The sequence below is a fragment of the Streptomyces triticisoli genome (assembly GCF_003270085.1).
Taxonomy (GTDB): Bacteria; Actinomycetota; Actinomycetes; order Streptomycetales; family Streptomycetaceae; genus Streptomyces; species Streptomyces triticisoli.
Map to the genome: position 1 here is coordinate 1 of NZ_QFDQ01000027.1, position 21,705 is coordinate 21,705.

14 protein-coding genes and 1 pseudogene are annotated in these 21,705 nt (G+C 70.5%); 9 read left to right on the plus strand and 6 right to left on the minus strand.

The features are described from left to right. The first annotated feature begins 137 nt into the window (after positions 1–137). Complete coding sequence (dnaK, locus tag DEP02_RS05360) at positions 138–2,000, plus strand: molecular chaperone DnaK (protein WP_112466173.1); 1,863 nt, start codon at positions 138–140, stop codon at positions 1,998–2,000. A 78-nt stretch (positions 2,001–2,078) separates the two neighbouring features. Here dnaK and DEP02_RS05365 read toward each other — a convergent pair whose 3' ends face one another. Beyond that, positions 2,079–2,888: an SAM-dependent methyltransferase gene (locus tag DEP02_RS05365; protein ID WP_112466174.1), complete on the minus strand. Its 810-nt coding sequence runs from the start codon at positions 2,886–2,888 to the stop codon at positions 2,079–2,081. Positions 2,889–2,967: 79 nt separating this feature from the next. After that, a complete protein-coding gene (locus DEP02_RS05370; RefSeq protein WP_112466175.1) occupies positions 2,968–3,831 on the minus strand; it encodes a Sco1979 family transcriptional regulator in 864 nt (287 codons plus the stop codon). A 179-nt stretch (positions 3,832–4,010) separates the two neighbouring features. Between DEP02_RS05370 and DEP02_RS05375 the strand changes: the two genes are divergently transcribed. Genes DEP02_RS05375 through DEP02_RS05390 form a run of 4 tightly spaced genes read left to right on the plus strand, consistent with a single transcriptional unit; the run spans position 4,011 to position 8,314 of the window. Continuing rightward, positions 4,011–5,186, plus strand: coding sequence for an ADP-ribosylglycohydrolase family protein (locus DEP02_RS05375; protein ID WP_112466176.1), 1,176 nt, complete (start codon positions 4,011–4,013; stop codon positions 5,184–5,186). A 45-nt stretch (positions 5,187–5,231) separates the two neighbouring features. After that, positions 5,232–5,537 (plus strand): 4a-hydroxytetrahydrobiopterin dehydratase, encoded by a 306-nt coding sequence (locus tag DEP02_RS05380; RefSeq protein ID WP_112466177.1) that lies wholly within the window; start codon positions 5,232–5,234, stop codon positions 5,535–5,537. A 35-nt stretch (positions 5,538–5,572) separates the two neighbouring features. Continuing rightward, a complete protein-coding gene (locus tag DEP02_RS05385) occupies positions 5,573–6,373 on the plus strand; it encodes a class I SAM-dependent methyltransferase (protein WP_112466178.1) in 801 nt (266 codons plus the stop codon). Between the two features lie 36 nt (positions 6,374–6,409). Further along, positions 6,410–8,314: a rhamnogalacturonan lyase gene (locus DEP02_RS05390; protein WP_112466179.1), complete on the plus strand. Its 1,905-nt coding sequence runs from the start codon at positions 6,410–6,412 to the stop codon at positions 8,312–8,314. Positions 8,315–8,389: 75 nt separating this feature from the next. Here the strand turns inward: DEP02_RS05390 and DEP02_RS05395 are convergent, their stop codons facing one another. Both DEP02_RS05395 and DEP02_RS05400 read right to left on the minus strand, forming a co-directional pair. Next, positions 8,390–11,080: a cellulose binding domain-containing protein gene (locus tag DEP02_RS05395; RefSeq protein WP_112466180.1), complete on the minus strand. Its 2,691-nt coding sequence runs from the start codon at positions 11,078–11,080 to the stop codon at positions 8,390–8,392. Between the two features lie 133 nt (positions 11,081–11,213). Beyond that, entirely contained in the window at positions 11,214–14,132 is a 2,919-nt protein-coding gene (locus DEP02_RS05400; RefSeq protein ID WP_112466181.1) for a glycoside hydrolase family 48 protein, read from the minus strand. Positions 14,133–14,498: 366 nt separating this feature from the next. Here DEP02_RS05400 and DEP02_RS05405 point away from each other — a divergent pair, with 366 nt between their 5' ends. The 4 genes and pseudogenes from DEP02_RS05405 to DEP02_RS05420 all read left to right on the plus strand — a co-directional run bounded on the left by DEP02_RS05405 (position 14,499) and on the right by DEP02_RS05420 (position 18,592). Next, positions 14,499–14,891 carry a cellulose binding domain-containing protein gene (locus DEP02_RS05405; protein ID WP_438947727.1) on the plus strand — a complete coding sequence of 131 codons (393 nt, stop codon included), beginning with the start codon at positions 14,499–14,501 and terminating at the stop codon, positions 14,889–14,891. Positions 14,892–15,325: 434 nt separating this feature from the next. Beyond that, positions 15,326–15,745, plus strand: a pseudogene (locus DEP02_RS05410) (cellulase family glycosylhydrolase); the annotation flags it as partial. A gap of 47 nt (positions 15,746–15,792) precedes the next feature. Beyond that, the gene (locus DEP02_RS05415) at positions 15,793–17,508 is read left to right on the plus strand and encodes a glycoside hydrolase family 6 protein (RefSeq protein WP_112466183.1); all 1,716 of its coding nucleotides are present in this window, start codon (positions 15,793–15,795) and stop codon (positions 17,506–17,508) included. 181 nt (positions 17,509–17,689) lie between these two features. Continuing rightward, complete coding sequence (locus DEP02_RS05420) at positions 17,690–18,592, plus strand: class I SAM-dependent methyltransferase (RefSeq protein WP_112466184.1); 903 nt, start codon at positions 17,690–17,692, stop codon at positions 18,590–18,592. A 75-nt stretch (positions 18,593–18,667) separates the two neighbouring features. On the opposite strand, the gene DEP02_RS05425 is transcribed toward DEP02_RS05420, so the two are convergent. Next, positions 18,668–19,504 carry an aldo/keto reductase gene (locus DEP02_RS05425; RefSeq protein ID WP_112466185.1) on the minus strand — a complete coding sequence of 279 codons (837 nt, stop codon included), beginning with the start codon at positions 19,502–19,504 and terminating at the stop codon, positions 18,668–18,670. Positions 19,505–19,604: 100 nt separating this feature from the next. Next, a complete protein-coding gene (locus tag DEP02_RS05430; protein WP_112466186.1) occupies positions 19,605–21,431 on the minus strand; it encodes an AMP-dependent synthetase/ligase in 1,827 nt (608 codons plus the stop codon). Between the last annotated feature and the right edge of the window lie 274 nt (positions 21,432–21,705).

Sequence of the window (21,705 nt, forward strand, 5' to 3'; positions counted from 1 at the left end):
GGTGCCGCACCCCGCTCCCGGGGTGCGGCACCGGCGTTTCCGTGTTCACCCCCGCAGCCGCCGGGTACACGGCATTGACAACAGCGCACTCAAGTTTTTTGCTGGAGAGCAGGAGGCCCTCGCGGAAGGGGACGAAAATGGCACGTGCGGTCGGGATCGATCTCGGGACGACGAACTCGGTGGTGGCCGTCCTGGAGGGCGGCGAGCCCACCGTCGTCGCCAACGCGGAGGGCGCGCGGACCACGCCGTCGGTCGTGGCGTTCGCCAAGAACGGCGAGGTGCTCGTCGGAGAGGTGGCCAAGCGGCAGGCGGTGACGAACGTGGACCGCACCGCCCGCTCCGTCAAGCGCCACATGGGGGACCCGCACTGGCGGTTCCCCGACAAGGGCTCCATCGACGGCACCCGCTACCGGGCGCAGGAGCTTTCCGCACGCGTCCTGCAGAAGCTGAAGCGGGACGCGGAGGCCTACCTGGGCGAGGACGTCACGGACGCGGTGATCACCGTACCGGCGTACTTCGACGACACCATGCGGCAGGCCACGAAGGAGGCCGGGGAGATCGCCGGCCTGAAGGTCCTCAGGATCATCAACGAGCCGACGGCCGCCGCGCTCGCCTACGGCCTGGACCGGGGCGAGGAGCAGACGGTCCTGGTCTTCGACCTCGGCGGCGGCACCTTCGACGTGTCCCTGCTGGACATCGGCGACGGAGTCATCGAGGTCAAGGCCACCAACGGCGACACCCAGCTCGGCGGCGACGACTGGGACCAGCGGGTCGTCGAGTACCTGGTCAAGCGGTTCAAGGGCCAGTACGGCATCGACCTCGGGAACGACAAGATGGCGGTGCAGCGGCTGCGCGAGGCCGCCGAGAAGGCCAAGATCGAACTGTCGTCGTCCACCGAGACGACCATCAACCTGCCCTACATCACCGCGTCCGCCGAGGGCCCGCTGCACCTGGACGAGAAGCTCACCCGCGCCCAGTTCCAGGAGCTCACCGCCGATCTGCTGGACCGCTGCAAGAAGCCCTTCCACCAGTCGGTCAAGGACGCGGGCATCCAGCTGTCGGCCATCGACCACGTGATCCTCGTCGGCGGCTCCACCCGGATGCCGGCGGTGACCGACCTGGTGCGGAACCTCACCGGCAAGGATCCGCACAAGGGCGTCAACCCCGACGAGGTGGTGGCCGTGGGCGCCGCCCTCCAGGCGGGCGTGCTCCGCGGCGACGTCAAGGACGTCCTCCTCCTCGACGTCACCCCGCTGTCCCTGGGCATCGAGACCAAGGGCGGCATCATGACCAAGCTGATCGAGCGCAACACCACGATCCCGACCCGGCGTTCGGAGATCTTCACCACGGCCACCGACAACCAGCCCTCGGTCGGCATCCAGGTCTACCAGGGCGAGCGCGAGATCGCCGCGTACAACAAGAAGCTCGGCGTCTTCGACCTCACCGGACTGCCGCCCGCCCCGCGCGGGGTGCCGCAGATCGAGGTCGCCTTCGACATCGACGCCAACGGGATCATGCACGTCTCCGCGAAGGACCTCGCGACCGGCCGCGAGCAGAAGATGACCGTGACCGGCGGCTCGGCGCTGCCCAAGGACGACATCGACCGCATGATGCGGGACGCCGAGCAGTACGCCGAGGAGGACCGCAAGCGCCGGGAGGCCGCCGAGACCCGCAACCAGGCCGAGCAGCTCGTCTACCAGACCGAGAACTTCCTCCGGGAGAACGGCGACCGCATCCCGGCCGACACCAGGTCCGAGGTCGAGACGGCCGCCACCGAGGTCAAGACCCTCCTCAAGGACAACGCCGACACCCCCGCCCTGCGCACCGCCATCGACAAGCTGGGCTCCGTCAGCCAGAAGATGGGCCAGGCCATGTACGCCCAGGCCCAGCAGACGACCTCGGAATCCACCGAACACCGCACCGCCCCCCAGGACGAGGAGGGCGTGGTGGACGCGGAGATCGTCGACGACGACCGGGACACCAAGGACGGAGCGGCCTGACAGCGTCCGGCGTGCGGAGCGGACCAGCGCGTGCGGGCCGCCCGACGCCGGACGGGTCACGCCCGGCCGGTCCTTCCGTCAGGGCTTGCGGGCCACGCCCGCGTACACCGGGACCGCGCCCTCGGCGAGGGCCTCGGTGTCCTCCGGGGCCGGACGCCAGGTCAGGACCGGGACCACGCCCGGGTCGAGAAGGTCGAGGCCGGTGAAGAAGCGGGAGAACTCGGCGTGGGTACGGGGGTGGAAGGGGGTGCCGCCGCGGCGGAAGAGCTCCGCCGCCCTGGCCACGCCGTCGGGGCTGATGTCCTGGGTGACCTGGGACAGGATCACCAGGCTGCCCGGGGCGAGGGCGGAGACGTAGCGCTCCAGGAGGCCGTACACGTCGTCCGTGTCCTCCGAGAGGTAGTGGGTGAGCGCCACCAGGGACAGCGCCACCGGCCGGTCGAGGTCCAGCGACTCGCCCGCCAGGCGCAGGATCGTCCCGGGATCACGCACATCGGCGTGGACGTAGTCGGTACGGCCCTGCTCCGAGCCGTGCAGCAGCGCCTCGGCGTGCCGCAGCACGATCGGGTCGTTGTCGGCGTACACCACTTTCGACTCGGGGGCGGCCCCCTGGGCCACCTGGTGCAGATTGGGCTCGGTGGGGATGCCCGTGCCGATGTCCAGGAACTGGCGTATCCCGGATCCCGCGGCCGCATGCACCGCGCGGTGCATGAAACGGCGGTTGGCCCGCGCCCCGCGCACCGCGGTGCCGTCCGCGGCCAGGATCCTGCGGGCCAGCTCCTCGTCCACCGGGTAGTTGTCCTTGCCGCCCAGCCACCAGTCGTACACCCGGGCGGGGTGCGGCCTGCTGGTGTCGATGCGGGTGGGCGCGGTGTCGGATCCGGTCATGCGTCGTTCTCTCCTCGTTCGGGGCGTGGAAAAACACGAGTGGTCGGGGTGTTGGGAAACACGAGGGACAAGGACGGTTTCAGAACCTCTCCCGGCACTCCCGCAACAGCTTCCGGGTGCGCTCGGCCGACGCCGCGCGCGCCGTCATGTGGTCCAGGACCTCCAGGTGCAGGGAGACCTCCGTGCGCGAGTCCAGGTACAGGGCGCCGCTCAGATACTCCGTGTAGACCAGGTCGGGCAGCTCCGGCTCGGCGAAGCGGAACAGCGAGAACGGCGCGTACGTCCCCGGATGCGGGCCGTCCGCGAACTCGGCGACCTGCACCGTCACCCGGTCCCGCTCGGCGTACTCCAGCAGCTTGTCCAGCTGCTCGCGCATCACCTCGCCCCGGACGCTCACCGGCCGCCGCAGCACCGTCTCGTCGACGATCACCCACAGGTGCGGCGGGTCCGCCCGCTCCAGCAGCCGCTGCCGGGCCATGCGCAGCGCCACGTGCCGCTCGACCGTCTCCGGCCCCCGCTGCCCGACCGTCCCGGCCTGAAGCACCGCACGCGCGTAGTCCTCCGTCTGCAGCAGTCCGGGCACGAAGTGCGGTTCGTAGGAGCGGATCAGCCGGGCCGCCCCCTCCAGGCTCACGTACAGGCTGAACCACTCCGGCAGCACGTCGTGGTACCGCTGCCACCAGCCCGGCCGGTTGGCCTCCTCGGCCAGCTTCACGAAGCCGGCCGCCTCCTCGGCGCCCACCCCGTACGCGGTCAGCAGCATCTGCACGTACGGGATCTTCAGCGCGACCTCGGCCATCTCCATCCGCCGGACGGTCGCGGGCGCCACCCGCAGCACCCGCGCGGCCTCCTCGCGTCCCTGTCCGGCCGCCTCCCGTAACTCCTGCAGTCGTCTGCCGAGCACCACCTGGCCCACGGTGGGCGCGGGCCGCCGCTCACTCACGCCACGCCGCCTCTCCTCAAGTCGCCCTCGGATGAAGGTACTTCACCGTCGTCGGGTCCGAGGGCGGAAACGCCTCGATCGCCGGCTCCGTCACCTGGCCGGCGGGGGCGGCGGTGGACGCGGTGGAGCCGGACGGGACAATGGCCGTGCGCACGACCGCAGTCGAGGAGGGGCCGTAGATGACCGAGCCGTGGAAGCAGTCCTGGGAAGCGACGGCGGTGTACCGCGCCAGAGTGCGCGGCTGCCTGCTGGGCGGCGCCGTCGGAGACGCGCTGGGCTATCCGGTCGAGTTCAGCTCCCTGGACCGGATCCGCGCCACGCACGGCCCGCGCGGAGTGACCGGCCTGCTGCCGAGCACGGACGGTACGGACGGCGCGGCCGGCCCGGTCGCCCTGATCACCGACGACACCCAGATGACCCTGTTCACCGTGGAGGGCCTGCGCCAGGCCCACGAGCGCGAACGGCTCAAGGGCATCGGCGGCGGCTGGCCCCGCCTGCTGCGCTGGGCCTACGAGCGCTGGCTGGAGACCCAGCTCAGGCCGGGTCCGGAGGCGAGCCGACCGGCCCAGCCCTCCGGCGGCTCCTACGAGGGCCCCCGCGGCGGCCTGATCACCGAGCGCTGGCTGTACGCCCGCCGCGCCCCCGGAAACGCCTGCCTGTCCGGGCTCACCCACGCCGACTTCGTGCCCGACCCGACGGCCGAACTCGGCCCGCCCGGCCCCGTCAACCCCGGCTCCAAGGGCTGCGGCACCGTGATGCGCTCGGCGCCCTTCGGCCTGACCGGCTCCGACCCCGCCACCGCCTTCGGCATGGCCGCCCGCTGCGCCCAGATGACCCACGGCCACCCCACCGGCTACTACGCCGCCGGCGCGCTCGCCGCGATCATCGCGTACATCCTGGCCGGGGACTCGATCGAGGGCGCGGCCCTGCGCACCCTGCGCCTGCTCGCCGGCCACCCCGGACACGAGGAGACCACCGCCGCCCTGAAGCAGGCCCTCGACCTGGCCGCCGAGGGAACCCCGACCCCCGAGAAGCTGGAGAAGCTCGGCGCCGGCTGGGTCGCCGAGGAGGCCCTCGCCATCGGCGTCTGCAGTGCCCTCGCCGCCCCCCGGGTCGAGGACGCCCTGCTGCTCTCCGTCAACCACTCGGGCGACAGCGACTCCACCGGCTCCATCTGCGGCAACATCCTCGGCGCCCGCCACGGCGACCACGGCCTGCCCCACGCCTGGGTGGAACAGGTCGAGGGACGCGCCCGTATCGCCGCCCTGGCGGACGACCTCGCCGCCGAACGCGTGGCCGGCCGGCCCATGGCCCCTTCCGACCAGGGACGCGGCGGCCCTCCTGTGGCAGTCTGAACAGGTACGCGCCCCATCGGGCCACGCCCAGGAAGGGAACGAGCCATGGCCGTCGCACCGCTGTCGCACGAGGAGATCGAGGACCGGCTGGCCGGACTGCCCGGATGGTCCCTCGACGGGGACCGCCTCACCCGCTCCTTCCGGCTCGGCTCGCACTTCGCGGCGGCGGCGATGATCGTGCACATCGCCCAGGTGCAGGAGGAGCTCAACCACCACTCCGACCTCACCCTCGGCTACAACACGGTCTCGCTCGGTGTGAACACCCACAGCGCGGGCGGCGCCGTCACCGAGAAGGACTTCGAACTCGCCCGCCGGGTGCAGGACCTCGCCCCGGGACACGGGGCGAGCTGAGCAGCCACCGGGACGGGGGGAGGGGGGGAGACCGGGTGCTGGACTACGAGGAGGAAGCCGAGCGCTACGACGCCTCGCGCGGCGGCGAGCCCCGGGCGGCCGCCGCGGCCCAGGCCGTCCTCGGCCTCATACCGTACGGGGCGAGGGAGTTGCTGGACGTCGGCTGCGGCACCGGCATCGTGACCCGCCGCCTCGCCGCCGCCCGCGCCGGCCTGCGGGTCACCGGCGTCGACCGGGCGGACGCGATGGCCCGGCAGGCCGCGGCCCGCCTGCCCGGCGCCGTCGTACGGGGCGACTGCCGCCGTCTGCCCTTCCCGGACGGGCGGTTCGACGCCGTCACCAGCGTGTGGCTGCTGCACCTCGCGCCGGGCGACGAGGGCGCGCGGGCGACCGTCGCCGAGTGCGCCCGGGTGCTCCGGCCCGGCGGGGTGTACGTCACCACGGTCGACAAGGCCGCCGCGCACAACGTCGGCAGCGACATCGACGCCGTCCTCGCCTCCCGGCCGCGCCGCACCCCCGCCCGGGACGCCGAGGACCTGGTCGCCCGGTACGCCGCCGAGCACGGCCTGCTCCCGGCCGGCCGGGACCGCTTCCCCGGCCGGGGCCAGGGCCGCAGCCCCCGCCGCACCATCGCCGACCTGCGGCGCGGCTGGTTCATGACGCTGCCGCCCGGCGAGCCGCTCAGCGAGGAGTTCGCGGCCCGGCTGGCGGCCCTGCCCGACCAGGACCGCCCCCGCCCGGACCCGGTCTTCACCCTGCGGGCCTTCCGCCGACCGCCCGACGACCGGATCCTTTCCCCCCACGACGGCAACTCCCGTGCGCACGGCGGCAACTGAGAGGTGAATCCGTCCCTCCCCCAGGAGGTTCCTCTCATGCAGGACCCGCACATCCCGCACGCGCCCACCCCGAGCCCGCGCGGACACCGCCGGCGCCGCGCGGCCCTGGCCGCCGTGGCCGCCACGACCGCCCTGGCCGGTGCCGGGCTGACCACCCTGACCACGACCACCGCCGAGGCCGCCACCTCCCGGCAGGTGGAGAAGCTGAACCGGGGTCTGGTCAGCGTCCACACCGACAGCGGCAACCTGATCAGCTGGCGCTGGCTCGGCACCGACCCGGACACCGTCTCCTTCAACGTCTACCGCGCCGGCACGAAGGTCAACTCCGCGCCGGTCACCGGCTCCACGAACTACTTCCATGCCGGCGCCCCCGACTCCGCCGACTACACGGTCCGCGCGATCGTGAACGGCACCGAGCAGGGCGACTCCGAGCACGCGGTCCAACTCCGCGCCGGATACAAGGACGTGCCGATCAGCCCACCCGCCGGCGGCACCACCCCCGACGGGGTGTCGTACACCTACGAGGCCAACGACGCCTCCGTCGGCGACCTCGACGGCGACGGACAGCTGGACTTCGTCCTCAAGTGGCAGCCGACCAACGCCAAGGACAACTCCCAGTCCGGCTACACCGGGAACACCATCGTCGACGGCATCAGGCTGGACGGCACCCGCCTGTGGCGCGTCGACCTGGGCCGCAACATCCGCTCCGGCGCCCACTACACCCAGTTCCAGGTGTACGACTACGACGGCGACGGCAGGGCCGAGGTCGCCATGAAGACCGCCGACGGCACCAGGGACGGCACCGGCGCGGTCATCGGCAGCTCCTCCGCCGACCACCGCAACTCCAGCGGCTACGTGCTGGCCGGCCCCGAGTACCTGACCATGTTCAACGGGCAGACGGGCAGGGCGATGCAGAGCGTCGACTACGTCCCCGCCCGCGGCACGGTCTCCTCCTGGGGCGACTCCTACGGCAACCGCGTCGACCGCTTCCTGGCCGGCACGGCGTACCTGGACGGCTCCCGCCCGTCCCTGATCGAGGCCCGCGGCTACTACACGCGCACGGTGATCGCGGCCTGGGACTGGCGGGACGGGAGGTTCACCCGCCGCTGGACCTTCGACACCAACTCCTCCACCAACAGCGGCAAGGGCTACGACGGCCAGGGCAACCACCAACTGTCGGTCGCCGACGTCGACGGCGACGGCAGGGACGAGATCGTGTACGGCGCGATGGCCGTCGACGACAACGGCAACGCCCTGTGGACGACGAGGAACGGCCACGGCGACGCGATGCACGTCGGTGACCTGGATCCGTCCCGCCCCGGCCTGGAGGAGTTCAAGGTCGACGAGGACGGCTCCAAGCCCTCGTCCTGGATGGCCGACGCCCGCACCGGCCAGATCCTCTGGTCCACCCCCGCCAACGGCGACAACGGCCGCGGCGTCTCCGGCGACATCTGGGCCGGCAGTCCGGGCGCCGAGTCCTGGTCGTCGGCCGAGAGCGGCATCCGCAACCCCAAGGGCACGGTGGTCGCGAGCCGCAAGCCCTCCAGCACCAACTTCCTGGCCTGGTGGGACGGCGACCCCGTCCGTGAACTCCTCGACGGCACCCGCATCGACAAGTACGGCACCTCGGGCGACACCCGCCTGCTGACGGCCTCCGGAGTCCACGCCAACAACGGCACCAAGTCGACGCCGTCCCTGTCCGGGGACATCCTCGGCGACTGGCGGGAGGAGGTCGTCTGGCCGACCGGCAACAACACGGCCCTGCGGATCTACTCCACCCCGTACGAGACGACCACGAGGATCACCACACTGCTCCACGACACCCAGTACCGCACGGCCCTGGCCTGGCAGAACACCGCCTACAACCAGCCCCCGCACCCGAGCTTCTTCATCAGCTCCGGGATGGCCACGCCGCCGCGGCCCACGGTCCACACGCCGTAGCCGGACGAACGGACGAACGGGCGAACGGGCGAGGGGCGTGATGCCAAGGACCTTGGCATCACGCCCCTCCCTGGTTCAGCCGACCGTGCAGGACTGGTCACCGGCCTTGAAGGCCGCCGGTGTGCCGTTCGTCCCCGACCAGTTGCCCGTAAAGCCGAAGCCCACCGACGAGCCCGCGGCCACGTCGGCGTTCCAGCCGGTGTTCTTCGCCGTCACCGCGGCGCCCGACTGGGTGTACTCGGCGTTCCACAGCTGGCCGATCCTCTGCCCGTCGGGGAAGGACCAGGTGAGCGACCAGCCGTTCCAGGCCGTGGAGCCGGTGTTGGTCAGCTGCACCTCGGCCTGGAAGCCGTCGCCCCACTGGTTGGTGACCTTGTACGTCACCGCGCAGGCGCCCGTGCCTCCACCGCCCGTGTCCCCGCCGCCGGTGTCCCCGCCTCCGCCGCTCGGGTCGGAGGTGTCGCCGTAGATCACGCCCCGCCCGTTGGTCGCCACGTACACCCGGCCGTAGACCCGCGGGTCGCCCGTGATGGCCGCGCCCGTCCAACCCCACTGATGGGCGTCGTCGTTGATGCGGGTCCAGCTCGCGCCCCTGTCGGTCGAGCGGAAGATGCCCCGCACCCCGCCGATCTTCGCGCTCGTGTAGAGCGTCTGGTACGAGGCGCCGCTCGCCGCCTTGCCGAAGCCGATGGTGTCGGCCTGCTCCACGTTCGTCAGCTTGGTGAAGCTCGCGCCGCCGTTGGTGGAGTGCCACAGCCCGTACGCGCCGTCGCTCGCGCCGCCCGCCAGCCAGATGTCGCCCTTGCCGCCCGGCAGCGCCTTGAAGCGCACGCTGTCACCGCTCGGCAGACCGGCGGCCGACGACGCGGTGAAGGTCGCGCCGCCGTCCGAACTGACGTAGAACTTACCCGACTTGAAGCCGTAGAAGGTCTTCGGGTCCACCCGGTCGGACTCCACGATCGCGCCCGCCGGAATCCCGGCCGACGCCGACCAGGACGAGCCGAACCCCGTCGTGTACCGCACGCCCGTCCCCGCCGGGCTCCACACGAACCGGCTGCCGTCCGCCCCGGCCGCGACCGTGCCGCCGCCGCTCACCCCCGAGGGGTCGGTGCCGGCGAACCAGTTGGCGCCGTTGTCGGTCGAGAAGGCGATGTGCGGACCCGAGTCCAGGTCGCCCACCCGGACCACCGTGTTCGGGTTCGACTCGGCGAAGTCCAGGCTGGTGGTCGTGGTGAAGTTGGGGGAGGTGAACAACATCGACGGGACCTTCGTCAGATCCGTGTGCCGGAAGCCGCCGATGTCCCCCAGGGCGCTGAGCAGCGGGGCCCCGGAGGGCGGGGAGGCGAGGTCGTTCACCGCGGTCTCCTCCAGGCCCTGCACCATCGGTTTCACGGTGAACTGGCCGCCGCCGTCCCACCTGGTGAGGTTCTCGGTGCCGTAGATCGTCGCGCCCGTGCCGTACATCATCCGGTCGGAGTCGAACGGGTCGATCTCCAGTGCCTCCGTCATCCAGCCCAGCTTCGGGGTCTGTTCGGGCGGTGAGGGGTTCGCGCCGAAGGTCAGCCACGGCGTGGACGACACGTCCATCGTGTAGCGGTTGGAGCGGTTCGGGTACGAGGAGTAGTCCCAGGCCTGCGTCCAGGTCGCGCCGCTGTCCCTGGAGCGGAAGATCTGGGTGTCCGGCCACCAGGAGCTGTAGGCGGTGGCCATCACCGTGCCCGGTTTCTGCCGGTCGACGGTCAGGCCGCTGAAGCCGTAGTAGGTGTCGGCCTCCGCGACCGGGCTGATGTCGGTCCAGGTGCCGGTCGCGGTCGCGTACCGCCACAGCCGGCCCTTGCCGCCGTCGTACGGTCCGCCCTTGTCGCTGTAGGCGAGGTACAGGTAGCCGTTCTTGGCGTCCAGCACGCCCTTGTGGGCCAGGTACCCGGTCGGCTGACCGGACAGCCGCTGCCAGGTCGCGCCCGCGTCCGTCGAGCGGTACACCGCGTTGTCCTTGTCGGCGACCCCGACGTAGATGGTCCTCGTGGCGTTGCCGGACGTACCCGTGGACTCGTCGAAGGTGACCCAGACGACGCCCTGGTTGTCACTGGCGTAGCCGGAGGTGTCGCCCGGGTCCTGCACGTAGTTGCCGGCGTTCGGGAAACTCGTCACCCGCGACCAGGTCACCCCCGAGTCCGTCGACCGCCACAGGCCCTTGCCGCTGGGCGCGCCCAGGTACAGGACGCTGTTCCGGTTCGGGTCGACGGCCAGACGCTCGCCCATCCCGCGTCCGGGCATGTTGCCGCCCAGCTTGAACGGCAGGTCGGTCTTCTGCCAGGTGGCGCCGCGGTCGGTGGACCTCATGACGGCGCCGTTGCCCGGGTCCCAGCTGTTGGTGTACGTGCCGACGGCCGCGTACACCTTGTTCGGGGCGACGGAGTCGGAGGCGAGGGAGACGACACCGGTGTGCCCCCAGTCGTCCCAGCCGACCGAGTCCAGCAGCGGGGTCCAGGTCTTCGTCGACTGCTGCCACCGGTAGGCGCCGCCGATGTCGGTGCGGGCGTAGGCCAGGTTCTTCTCGCTGCGGTTGAAGACGATGCCGGGGACGAAGCCGCCCCCGTCGATCCGGGCGTTCTTCCAGGAGTACGTGTCCGCCGCGATCGTGACCGGTGCGGCGGGCGCGGCCGGTGCGGGCGTGGCCAGCGCGGACGGGGCGCCGGCGAGCAGTCCGGCGGCGAGCGCGAGCACGGCCGTGAGAACGCGGCCCTTGCGGGGGGTTCTTCGCACGGTGGGGCTCCTCTCGGAGGAGACGGAAGGAGGAGGTACGTGACGACCGGGCGGCCCCCCGTGTGGGGAACCGCCCGGTCGGGGGCCCCGTCGCCCGATGACGGGACCGTGCACACGGAGCGTTCGGCGGGGACTATTCGAGGAGCTCCGCGTACGAACCCATGGCGAGGGCGATGTCGGCCTGGGCCCAGAAGCGGTGGTACGTGAAACTGGGGGCCGCGCCGCCCTTGAGGTAGGACTCGACCTTCGACCAGGCCGGGTCGTTCTTGTAGAAGGACCGGATCGAGGAGAACGTCGACGAGGAGTCGATCCTGTCGCCGTTCGGCATGGTGCCGGTCCAGCCGCTGGGCACGTACACCTTGTCGCCGAAGCGGCTGTAGTCGGTGCGGGTCTCCGGGACGGCGATGCCCAGGCTGTCCTGGTTGTTGTTCCACATGCCGTCCAGCAGCGCCTTCGCCGTCGACTTGGCCTGGGCGTCACCGGACCTGGCGGCGTAGTACGTCAGGGTCTTGGCGTACGCGGCGGCCACGCCGACGTCGTCGGTGTAGTCGGCGACGGTGACGTGCAGGTTGTTGTTGGCACCGGGGGAGGAGGCGTTCCAGGTGTCGGGCTGGCCCGACCACTGGAGGGTGGAGGGGATCCGGAAGGTGCCGTCGGGGTTGACGGTGGTCTTGGACAGCGCCCACCCGACCCACTTGTCGAGCACTGCCTTCGCGGTGGCGTTCCCCGTCTGCTGGTAGTACTCGGCGACCCGCTCCATCGACCAGGCCTGGAAGCCGAACCACTGGTTGGACGGCGGGTCGTGGTAGACCGGCTGCCAGTCGTAGTACATGCCGTAGAAGGTCGGCGTGCCGGCCGGCGGGGTGGCGTACCGGCCCTGCCAGCTGTTGGTCGCGCCGCCCGCGATGGCGCCCTCGGAGGACTGCAGCCACCGGTAGAACTCCAGCTGGCGCTGGAGCGACTTGCTCCAGTCGGCCGCGCCCGTCGCCGACTTGGGCTTCAGGTCGGCGTAGCTGCTCAGCGCGTACGCGGCCAGGGGGTTCTGGTAGCCGCCGTGGGCGTGGCTGGAGCCGATGCGCCAGGCCCAGCCCGCCGAGGAGTCCGTCGCACCGCCCCAGGCGTAGTACCAGGAAAGCAGGTAGTGCGAGGCGTCCTTGCCGGTGCCAGCCGGGCAGGAGGAGGCCCCGACACAGTTGCCGATCTTCTTGAAGTACTTGTCGAACATCGCGTAGCGCAGGTAGTCGCCCATCTTCGCCGCCTTGGCGACGGTGGCCGACACGTCGGCGCCCTTGCCCTGCGCCTTGGCCCACACATCGGCCCAGTACGCGGCCTGCACGGCACGCGCGTCGGCGTCCGGGGCGTTGGTGAACTTCCACTGCTTGGCGTAGGAGTCGTCCCGGGTGAACAGGTCCAGGTAGCCGTTGGTGCCGCCGTACTTGAAGGCGTCGCAGGTCGGCTGCGGCACCGTCTCCCAGACCGACTCCTGCGGGCCGCGCTGGAAGGTGTTGATGTACGACGGTCCCTTGGCCGTGGGACCGGCCTCGCACTGGCCGCCGGGCGTGTTGCCGTAGCCGTAGACGTTGTCGACGTCCTCGATCCAGTGCATGCCGTAGATGTCGTCCGTGCCGTACGCGGACTTCAGCTCACCCGCGATCGGGTCCGGACCCACCGACACCCCGGTGTCGAGCCTGGCCGGGTACTCGTCGGGAGTGTCCAGCTCGGGCGCGTACGTGGCCGGCTTGGAGGCGGTGTAGAAGGAGTTGGTCGACTGGTCGGCGTGGGTGGGGATCATGTACTTCTCCATGATCGACCAGGCGCCGTTGAACTTGGACCAGTCGCCCGTCACCTTGCCGTACATGGCCTGCAGCCAGAGCAGGTAGCTGTAGGCCTCCGACGTGGTCTCGTGACCGTGGTCGGGCGCCTCCACGATCAGCGTCTCCACCGAGTGGTAGGGGATGCCCTCGGGGGAGAAGTAGCCGTTCGCCGGGTTGGTGATCTTCCCGTAGAGGTCCAGGAAGCGGGCGTCGTACGCCTTCGAGGCCGCCAGCTCGGTCACGGTGACCGTGGCCTTGGCGTGGCCGGTCGCGGAGGCGGTGAAGACGGCCGAACCGGTGCCGGAGGAGTCCGCGGTGATGGTCACCTTCTGCGCGGTGTTCCAGTTGGACGGGGTGAAGGTGAGCGAGGAGCCACCGGTCACCGACAGGCCGGTGTTGCCGGAGGTGCGGGCGGTGCTCACCGTCACGTTGGCGCTGGGCTGGGTCGACAGCTTCACGTCGAAGGTGCCCGACTTGCCCTGCTGGATGCCCAGTTGGGCCGGGGAGGCGACCACGGCGGGACCCGAGGCGACGGTGATGCCGACCGGCGTGGAGTCCGCGGAGGCGCCCAGGCTGTCGTACGCCTTCGCCACCAGGGAATGACTGCCCACGGTCAAGCCGGAGGCCGAGAACGTGTACGGCGCGCTCGTGTCCGTGCCCAGCAGCGTCGTGTCGTCGTAGAACTCGACCTTGGTGATGGTCGCGTTGTCGGCTGCCGCCGCGGTCGCCGCGAGCGGCACCGCGTCGCCCTGTGTGTAGACCGCGCCCGGTGCCGGGCTGGTCAGCACGGTCACCGGCGGCTGGTGCGCGCCGGCGCAGGTGGTGCCGTTGACCGCGAAGCTCGTCGGGGCCGCGTTGGTGCCGCTGTAGCTGAACTGGGCACCGGTGCTCACCGCGGCTCCGGCGGTGATCGTCCCGTTGTAGGGGGCGTTCTTCACCGTGATCGCCTGACCGGACTGCGACCAGTCGCCGTTCCAGCCGTTGGAGAGCTTCTGGTTGCCCGAGTAGGCGTACGTCAGCGTCCAGCCGTTGATGGCGTCCGTGCCGCGGTTGGTGATCGTGAGGTCGGCGGTGAAGCCGGAGCCCCAGTCGTTGGTCTTGTAGTCCACGCTGCACTGGAGGGGCGCCGCGTGCGCGGTGGTCGCACCTGTGGACAGCATGGCGAAGGGAAGCGCGAGGGCCGCCACGACGGCGGTCCACAAACGCCGTTGCACACGGCGTCTGCGTCGGGGATGCATGTGCTGGTTCCTCCTTGCGGCTCGGAAGAGGTGGGGGAGGAGCGAACAAGCCATGAACCAGTGGGAGCGCTCCCATAGTGCGTACGGGAGTCGAGGGGGTCAAGGTCCTTGAAGAGTCGAAAAGATTCGACTCTCATCAACCCGCTTTCTCGACTGTTGAGTTGAGGAAGTTTGATGAAAGTCCGCACCCCCTCTGTCCTTTGCCGCCGCTTGCCGCTACCTTCACTCGCACCAGTGGGAGCGATTCCATCAGTCGGCGAGCCTGTCACGGCACGCCCGAGCTGCAAGGACTCGCTCATGCGACACCCCCCGCGTTCAGTGCTTTTAGCCGTCGCCGGTGCGGTCGCGCTCCTCGGGAGTGTGGTCGTGCCGGCGGTCACGGCGCACGGAGCCGCACCCGCGTGCACGGTGGAGTACACGGTCACCAACCAGTGGGGTGCCGGCTTCCAGGGCGACGTGAAAGTGATCAACAACCAGGCTCCCCTGAGCAGTTGGAGCCTGACCTTCGACCTCCCCGGAGGTCAGGAGGTCACCCGGGGCTGGAACGCCGAGTGGTCCCAGTCCGGTACGACGGTGACCGCCGCCAACGAGAGCTGGAACGGTTCGCTCGGCACCGGAGCGAGCGTCAGCGCCGGGTTCCTCGCCTCCTGGTCGGGGAGCAACCGTTCCTATGGACTGAGCAGGAGCGAGCCTGGTCAGCCGCACGCCCCGAACGGTAGTTGGGCGCACTGGTCGTCCCCCGCGACCGGAGGTCGCTGATGGACGCCGCCGCATCCCGGGCGGCGACACGGATCGTGTCCGTGGTCCGGGCCGGGCGGGCGGAGTCCCTTACGACCTGGCCTGTGGGTACGGCCAGAGGCGACGGGGAGGCCCTGAACCATCTCTCTGGTGGAGCAGGGGCCCCGCACGCTGGCACCGCACCCGGCGTCCCAGATCGCACGGCAACGCTACCCCGACCGGCCCAGCACACCGCAAGCCCGGAAGCCGACCATCACACGATCGAGCTAAACCGACCTCGTGCACACTCCCCGACGAGTAGTTGCCGCCCCCTGCCGACGGCGTTCAGGCTCAACGGCACCACGTGCAATGCCGACGCGGATCCGTCCACACCTCCGACGGACCCGCCGCCGACCGATCCGCCGCCGACCGGTGACGGCACGGCACCCGCCCTGAGCGTCTCGGGCAACAAGTTCGTCGACGCCGTCCGCGCGACCGGCGCCGAGAACGTCATCCTGGCCGGCGGGCTCGCGTACTCCAACGACCTCGGCCAGTGGCTGACGTACAAGCCCCACGACCCGGCCGGCAATCTCGCCGCCTCCTACCACGTCTACAACTTCAACACCTGTTCCAGCACGAGCTGCTGGAACTCCACCCTCGCCCCGGTCGCGGCCCAGGTGCCGCTGGTGGCCGGGGAGATCGGCGAGAACACCTGCTCGCACGGGTTCATCGACCAGGTCATGAAGTGGTTCGACGACCGCGGTCTGTCCTACCTCGGCTGGACCTGGAACACCTGGGACTGCTCCTCCGGGCCGTCCCTGATCTCCGCCTACGACGGTACGCCCACGGCGTTCGGCGTCGGGCTGCGCGACCATCTGCGCGCCCTTTCCCAGTAAGTCCCTTCAGAAAGAGTCCCGTTCAGAAGAAGGAGCAATCCGCACTCATGAGCCGTACCAGAACAGCGATATTCTCCGCCATGGCCCTGGTGGCCGGGGTCACGGGAACGGCACTCAGCGCCGGACCCGCGAGCGCCGGCGCCACCGCCGTGCCCTGCACCGTCGACTACAAGACCAACGACTGGGGCTCCGGCTTCACCGCCGACGTCACCATCAAGAACAACGGTGCCGCCAAGTCCAGTTGGTCGCTGAAGTGGTCCTACGCCGGCAACCAGAGGGTCACCAGCGGCTGGAACGCGAAGATCACCCAGAGCGGTGCCCACGTCACCGCGACCAACGAGAGCTACAACGGCAGCCTTCCCACGGGCGGTTCGGTCAACTTCGGCTTCCAGGGCACCTACAGCGGCTCCAACGCGATCCCGGCCACCTTCACCCTCGACGGCGTCGCCTGCAACGTCGACGACGGCGGCGGTGACTCCGGGCCCGGTGAACCCGGCCCCGGCGACGGAACCCGCGTCGACAACCCGTACGCCGGCGCCAAGGTCTACGTGAACCCCGAGTGGTCCGCGAAGGCCGCCGCCGAGCCGGGCGGCAGCCGGGTCTCCAACCAGCCCACCGGCGTCTGGATGGACCGCATCGCCGCGATCAACGGCGTCAACGGCGGCATGGGCCTGCGTGCCCACCTCGACGAGGCCCTGAGGCAGAAGGGCAGCGGCGAACAGGTCATCCAGGTCGTCATCTACGACCTGCCCGGACGCGACTGCGCGGCCCTCGCCTCCAACGGCGAGCTCGGCCCCACGGAGATCGACAAGTACAAGACCCAGTTCATCGACCCGATCGCGGCGATCATGAGCGACCCCAAGTACGCCTCGCTGCGGATCGTCACCACGATCGAGATCGACTCGCTGCCCAACCTGGTCACCAACGCCGGCAGCCGCGCCACCGCCACACCGCAGTGCGACACGATGAAGGCCAACGGCAACTACGTCAAGGGCGTCGGCTACGCGCTCGCCAAGCTGGGCAAGATCCCGAACGTCTACAACTACATCGACGCCGGGCACCACGGCTGGATCGGCTGGGACGACAACTTCGGCCCGTCGGCCGACGTCTTCAAGCAGGCGGCCACCAGTGAGGGCGCGTCCGTCGACGACGTGGCCGGCTTCATCACCAACACCGCCAACTACAGCGCGCTGAAGGAGGACAACTTCTCGATCAGCGACCAGGTGAACGGCGTCTCGGTGCGCCAGTCCAAGTGGGTGGACTGGAACCAGTACACCGACGAGCTGTCGTTCGCGCAGGCCTTCCGCCAGAAACTCGTCTCGGTCGGCTTCAACCAGAACATCGGCATGCTGATCGACACCTCCAGGAACGGCTGGGGCGGATCGGCGCGCCCGGCCGGTCCGGGTCCCCAGACCAGCGTGGACGCGTACGTCGACGGCGGGCGCTACGACCGGCGCATCAACCCGGGCAACTGGTGCAACCAGGCGGGAGCCGGTCTCGGCGAGCGCCCGAAGGCCAACCCGGCCGCCGGAATCGACGCCTACGTGTGGATGAAGCCTCCGGGGGAGTCCGACGGTTCCAGCTCGGAGATCCCGAACGACGAGGGCAAGGGCTTCGACCGGATGTGCGACCCGACGTACGGGGGCAACGCCCGCAACGGCAACAGCATGTCGGGCGCGCTGCCGAACGCTCCGGTGTCCGGGCACTGGTTCTCCGCCCAGTTCCAGGAGCTGATGAGGAACGCCTACCCGCCGCTGTCGTGAGCCGTCCGGTGGGCTGAGGGAGACCTTCGGGTGACCCTCGCGTGAACCGGTGATCCGCCGGGGGCCGGCGCCCCCGGCGGATCACCGCGTCCCCGTACTTTTGCCGCCTCGGCAACAGGAGTGGCCTCCCGGCGGTGCGTCGGCGCAGTCTGGGCGCAACACACAGGAGAGGCGGACGACCATGGCGCACGAGCACCACCGGCACCACCACCAGCAGCACCACCAGCACCACCACGGGGACACCGACATCGACTGGGCCGTGATGGCCCCGCAGCTGGAGTCCCAGGCGGAACTGTTCGCACCCCTCTACGAGCGGGCCATGGCCTGGCTGGCGGAGGAGGTGACCGAGCCGGGCCTGATCGTCGACGCCGGCAGCGGACCCGGGGTGGTCTCCTGTCTGTTCGCCGAGAGCTTCCCGGGCGCCCGGGTGGCCGCCGTGGACGGCTCCGAGCCGCTGCTGGAGCGGGCCCGCGCCCGGGCCGCCGGCCTCGGCCACGCCGACCGCTTCACCACCGTGCACGGTGAACTCCCGGAGGCACTCGGCGAGTTGGAGTACCCAGCCGATCTGCTGTGGGCCAGCAACAGCCTGCACCACCTGGGTGACCAGCGGGCCGCCCTCGCCGCGTTCGCCGAGCGCCTGGCACCCGGCGGCACCCTCGCCCTGCTGGAGGGCGGACTGCCGGCCCGCTTCCTGCCCCGGGACATCGGCATCGGCCGCCCGGGGCTCCAGGCCCGCCTCGACGTGGTGCAGGAGGACTGGTTCACGCGGATGCGGGCCGAACTGCCGGATTCCGTCGCCGAGACCGAGGACTGGCCGGCGCTGCTGACGGCCGCGGGTCTGAAACCCACCCGCACCCGCAGCTTCCTGCTGGACCTGCCCGCCCCGGCCTCCGACCGGGCTCGCGCCTACGTCGCCGCCACCCTGAACCGGCTGCGCGAATCCCTCGAGGACGGCATCGACGACGAGGACCGCGCCACCCTCGACCGCCTCCTCGACCCCGAGGACGAGGCGGGCGTGCACCGCCGCGGGGACGTGTTCGTACTGAAGGTGTACACCGTGTACACGGCCGTGCGGACCTCCTGAGCACGCCGGTCCCCGTCACCGGCGCACGACGTGCGCGCAGCACACCGGTGACGGGGACGGGACGGGGACCGGATGTCAGGCCACGTCGAACGTCGCCGGGTCCGGGCCGAGGCGCCGGTCCTCGTTCAGCGCGCTGATCGCCGCGAGGTCCTCGGTGTCCAGGCTGAAGTCGAAGACCTCGATGTTCTCCCGGATCCGGGACGGCGTCACCGACTTCGGGATCACGATGTTGCCCAGCTGGAGGTGCCAGCGCAGCACGACCTGGGCCGGCGTGCGGTTGTGCTTCTGGCCGATCGCGACGATCGCCGGAACCTCCAGCAGTCCCTTGCCCTGGCCGAGCGGCGACCAGGCCTCGGTGGCGATGCCCTGCTCCGCGTGGTACTCACGGGCGGCGTGCTGCTGCAGGTGCGGATGCAGCTCGATCTGGTTGACCGCCGGGATCACCGAGGCCTCGGCGATCAGGTGCTCCAGGTGCTCGGGAAGGAAGTTGGAGACGCCGATCGCCCGGACGCGCCCCTCCGCGTGCAGCTTCTCGAGCGCCTTGTAGGTGTCGACGAACTTCCCCCGGGCCGGCGTCGGCCAGTGGATCAGGTAGAGGTCCACGTACTCCAGGCCGAGCTTGCCCAGCGACGTGTCGAAGGCGCGCAGCGCGGAGTCGTACCCCTGGTCGCTGTTCCAGAGCTTGGTGGTGACGAAGACCTCCTCACGCGGGATGCCGGAGGCGGCGACGGCCCTGCCGGTGCCCTCCTCGTTGCCGTAGATCGCGGCTGTGTCGATGCTGCGGTACCCGGCCTCCAACGCGGTGGCGACGGCCCGCTCCGCCTCGTCGTCCGGCACCTGCCAGACACCGAAGCCCAGCTGGGGCATCTCGACACCGTTGTTGAGGACGATCGGGGGAACCTTGCTGCTCACGAACTCTTGATCCTTCGGTTGTGGTCAAGTCGTCTGGTGGTACTCCATCGTCAACGATCACGACCCGCACCGCATTCCTGACCCGCGTGGTGTGCCGGGCTCAGCCCTGGTACAGCGCCTCCACCTCGTCGGCGTACGCCTTCTCGATGGCCCTGCGCTTGAACTTGAGGGACGGGGTCAGCAGGCCGTGTTCCTCGGTGAACGGCTGGGCGAGGATGCGGAAGGTGCGGATGGCCTCGGCCCGGGAGACCAGCGTGTTGGCGGCGACCACCGCGCGCCGCACCTCCATCTCCAGGTCGGCGTCGAGCACCAGCCGGGCCGCCGGCATCCGCGGCTTGCCGCGCATCTGCAGCCAGTGCTCGACGGCCTCCTGGTCGAGGGTGATCAGGGCGGCGACGTAGGGGCGGTCGTTGCCGACGACGATGCACTGGGAGACCAGCGGGTGGTCACGCACCCGCTCCTCCAGCAGGCCCGGCGACACGCTCTTGCCGCCGGAGGTCACCAGGATCTCCTTCTTGCGCCCGGTGATGGTCAGATAGCCGTACTCGTCGAGGAAGCCGAGGTCGCCGGTGGCCAGCCAGCCGTCGTGCAGGGTCTCGTCGGTGGCCTTCGGGTTGTTGAGGTAGCCCTGGAAGACGTTGTCGCCGTTCAGCCAGACCTCGCCGTCGTCGGCGATGTGCACGGTGACGCCCGGGACGGGCTGCCCGACGGTGCCGTAGCGGGTGCGCCCCGGCGGGTTGGCGGTGGCGGCCGCGGTGGACTCGGTCAGGCCGTAGCCCTCGTAGATCTGCACGCCGGCGCCCGCGAAGAACAGCCCGAGCCGCCGGTCCATGGCCGAACCGCCGGACATGGCGTTGCGTATGCGGCCGCCCAGGGCCGCCCGCACCTTGGAGTAGACGAGCTTGTCGAAGAACTGGTGCTGCACCCGCAGACCGGCCGAAGGACCCGGCCCGACGCCCCACGCCCTGGCCTCGACGGCGTCCGCGTACTTCACGGCCACCTCGACGGCCTTCTCGAAGGGCCCGCTCCTGCCCTCCTTCTCCGCCTTGCGCCGGGCCGCGTGGAACACCTTCTCGAAGACGTACGGCACCGCGAGGACGAACGTCGGCCGGAACGCCTGCAGATCGGGCAGCAGGGCGTCGGCGTTCAGCTGCGGCTGGTGGCCGAAGCGGACCTTGCCGCGCACCGCCGCCACCTCCACCATCCGCCCGAAGACGTGCGCGAGCGGCAGGAACAGCAGCGTGGCCGCCTCGTCGCCCTTCCTGGTGTGGAACACCGGCTCCCAGTGCTCGAGGACCGTGTCCGCCTCGTACATGAAGTTGCCGTGGGACAGGACACAGCCCTTGGGCCGGCCGGTGGTGCCGGAGGTGTAGATCACCGTCGCGACCGAGCCCGGGGTGACCGCCTCCCGGTGCCGGCGCACCACGTCGTCGTCGATGTGCGCGCCCACGGCGTACAGCTCCCGCACGACGCCGGAGTCCAGCTGCCACAGCCGGCGCAGCTGCGGCAGCCGGTCGATGACGGTGGCGATCGTCATCGCGTGGTCCTCGTGCTCCACGACCGCCGCCGACACCTCGGCGTCGTACAGCATCCAGAAGCACTGCTCGGCCGAGGAGGTCGGGTAGACCGGCACCACCTGGGCACCGATCGTCCACAGCGCGAAGTCGAACAGCGTCCACTCGTAGCGGGTGCGGGACATGATCGCGACCCGGTCGCCGAAGCGGACACCCTGCGCCAGCAGGCCCTTGGCCAGGGCCAGCACCTCGTCGCGGAACTCGGCGCAGGTCACGTCGTGCCAGTTCCCGTAGTCGTCCTTGCGTCCGAGCGCGATGTGCAGCGGGTCGTCCCGGGCGTGCTGGAAGACGACGTCGGCCAGCCCGCCCACCGGCGGTGGCAGAGTCGACGGAGGGCTGGTGAACTCGCGCAAGCCCGCTCCTCCTTGTGCCGCTCTCCATGTGACGCTCCGCACAGCGCCGTGAAAGCTACCCCACGGTGTCGCGGGGCGGACAGAAAACTTACGGTTCCGTACCTTTCAGTGCCGTAATCTCCACTGAATCTGTACGACTGAATCAGTACGACTGAATCTGTACGACCCGGTGACGGCCCTCCGGCGGGGAGGACGATGGAGAGGGGCCACCCGTCGGTCCCGTACCGCCGACGAAGACGAACACGAGCAAGTGAAGTACTGGAGCACTGGAACA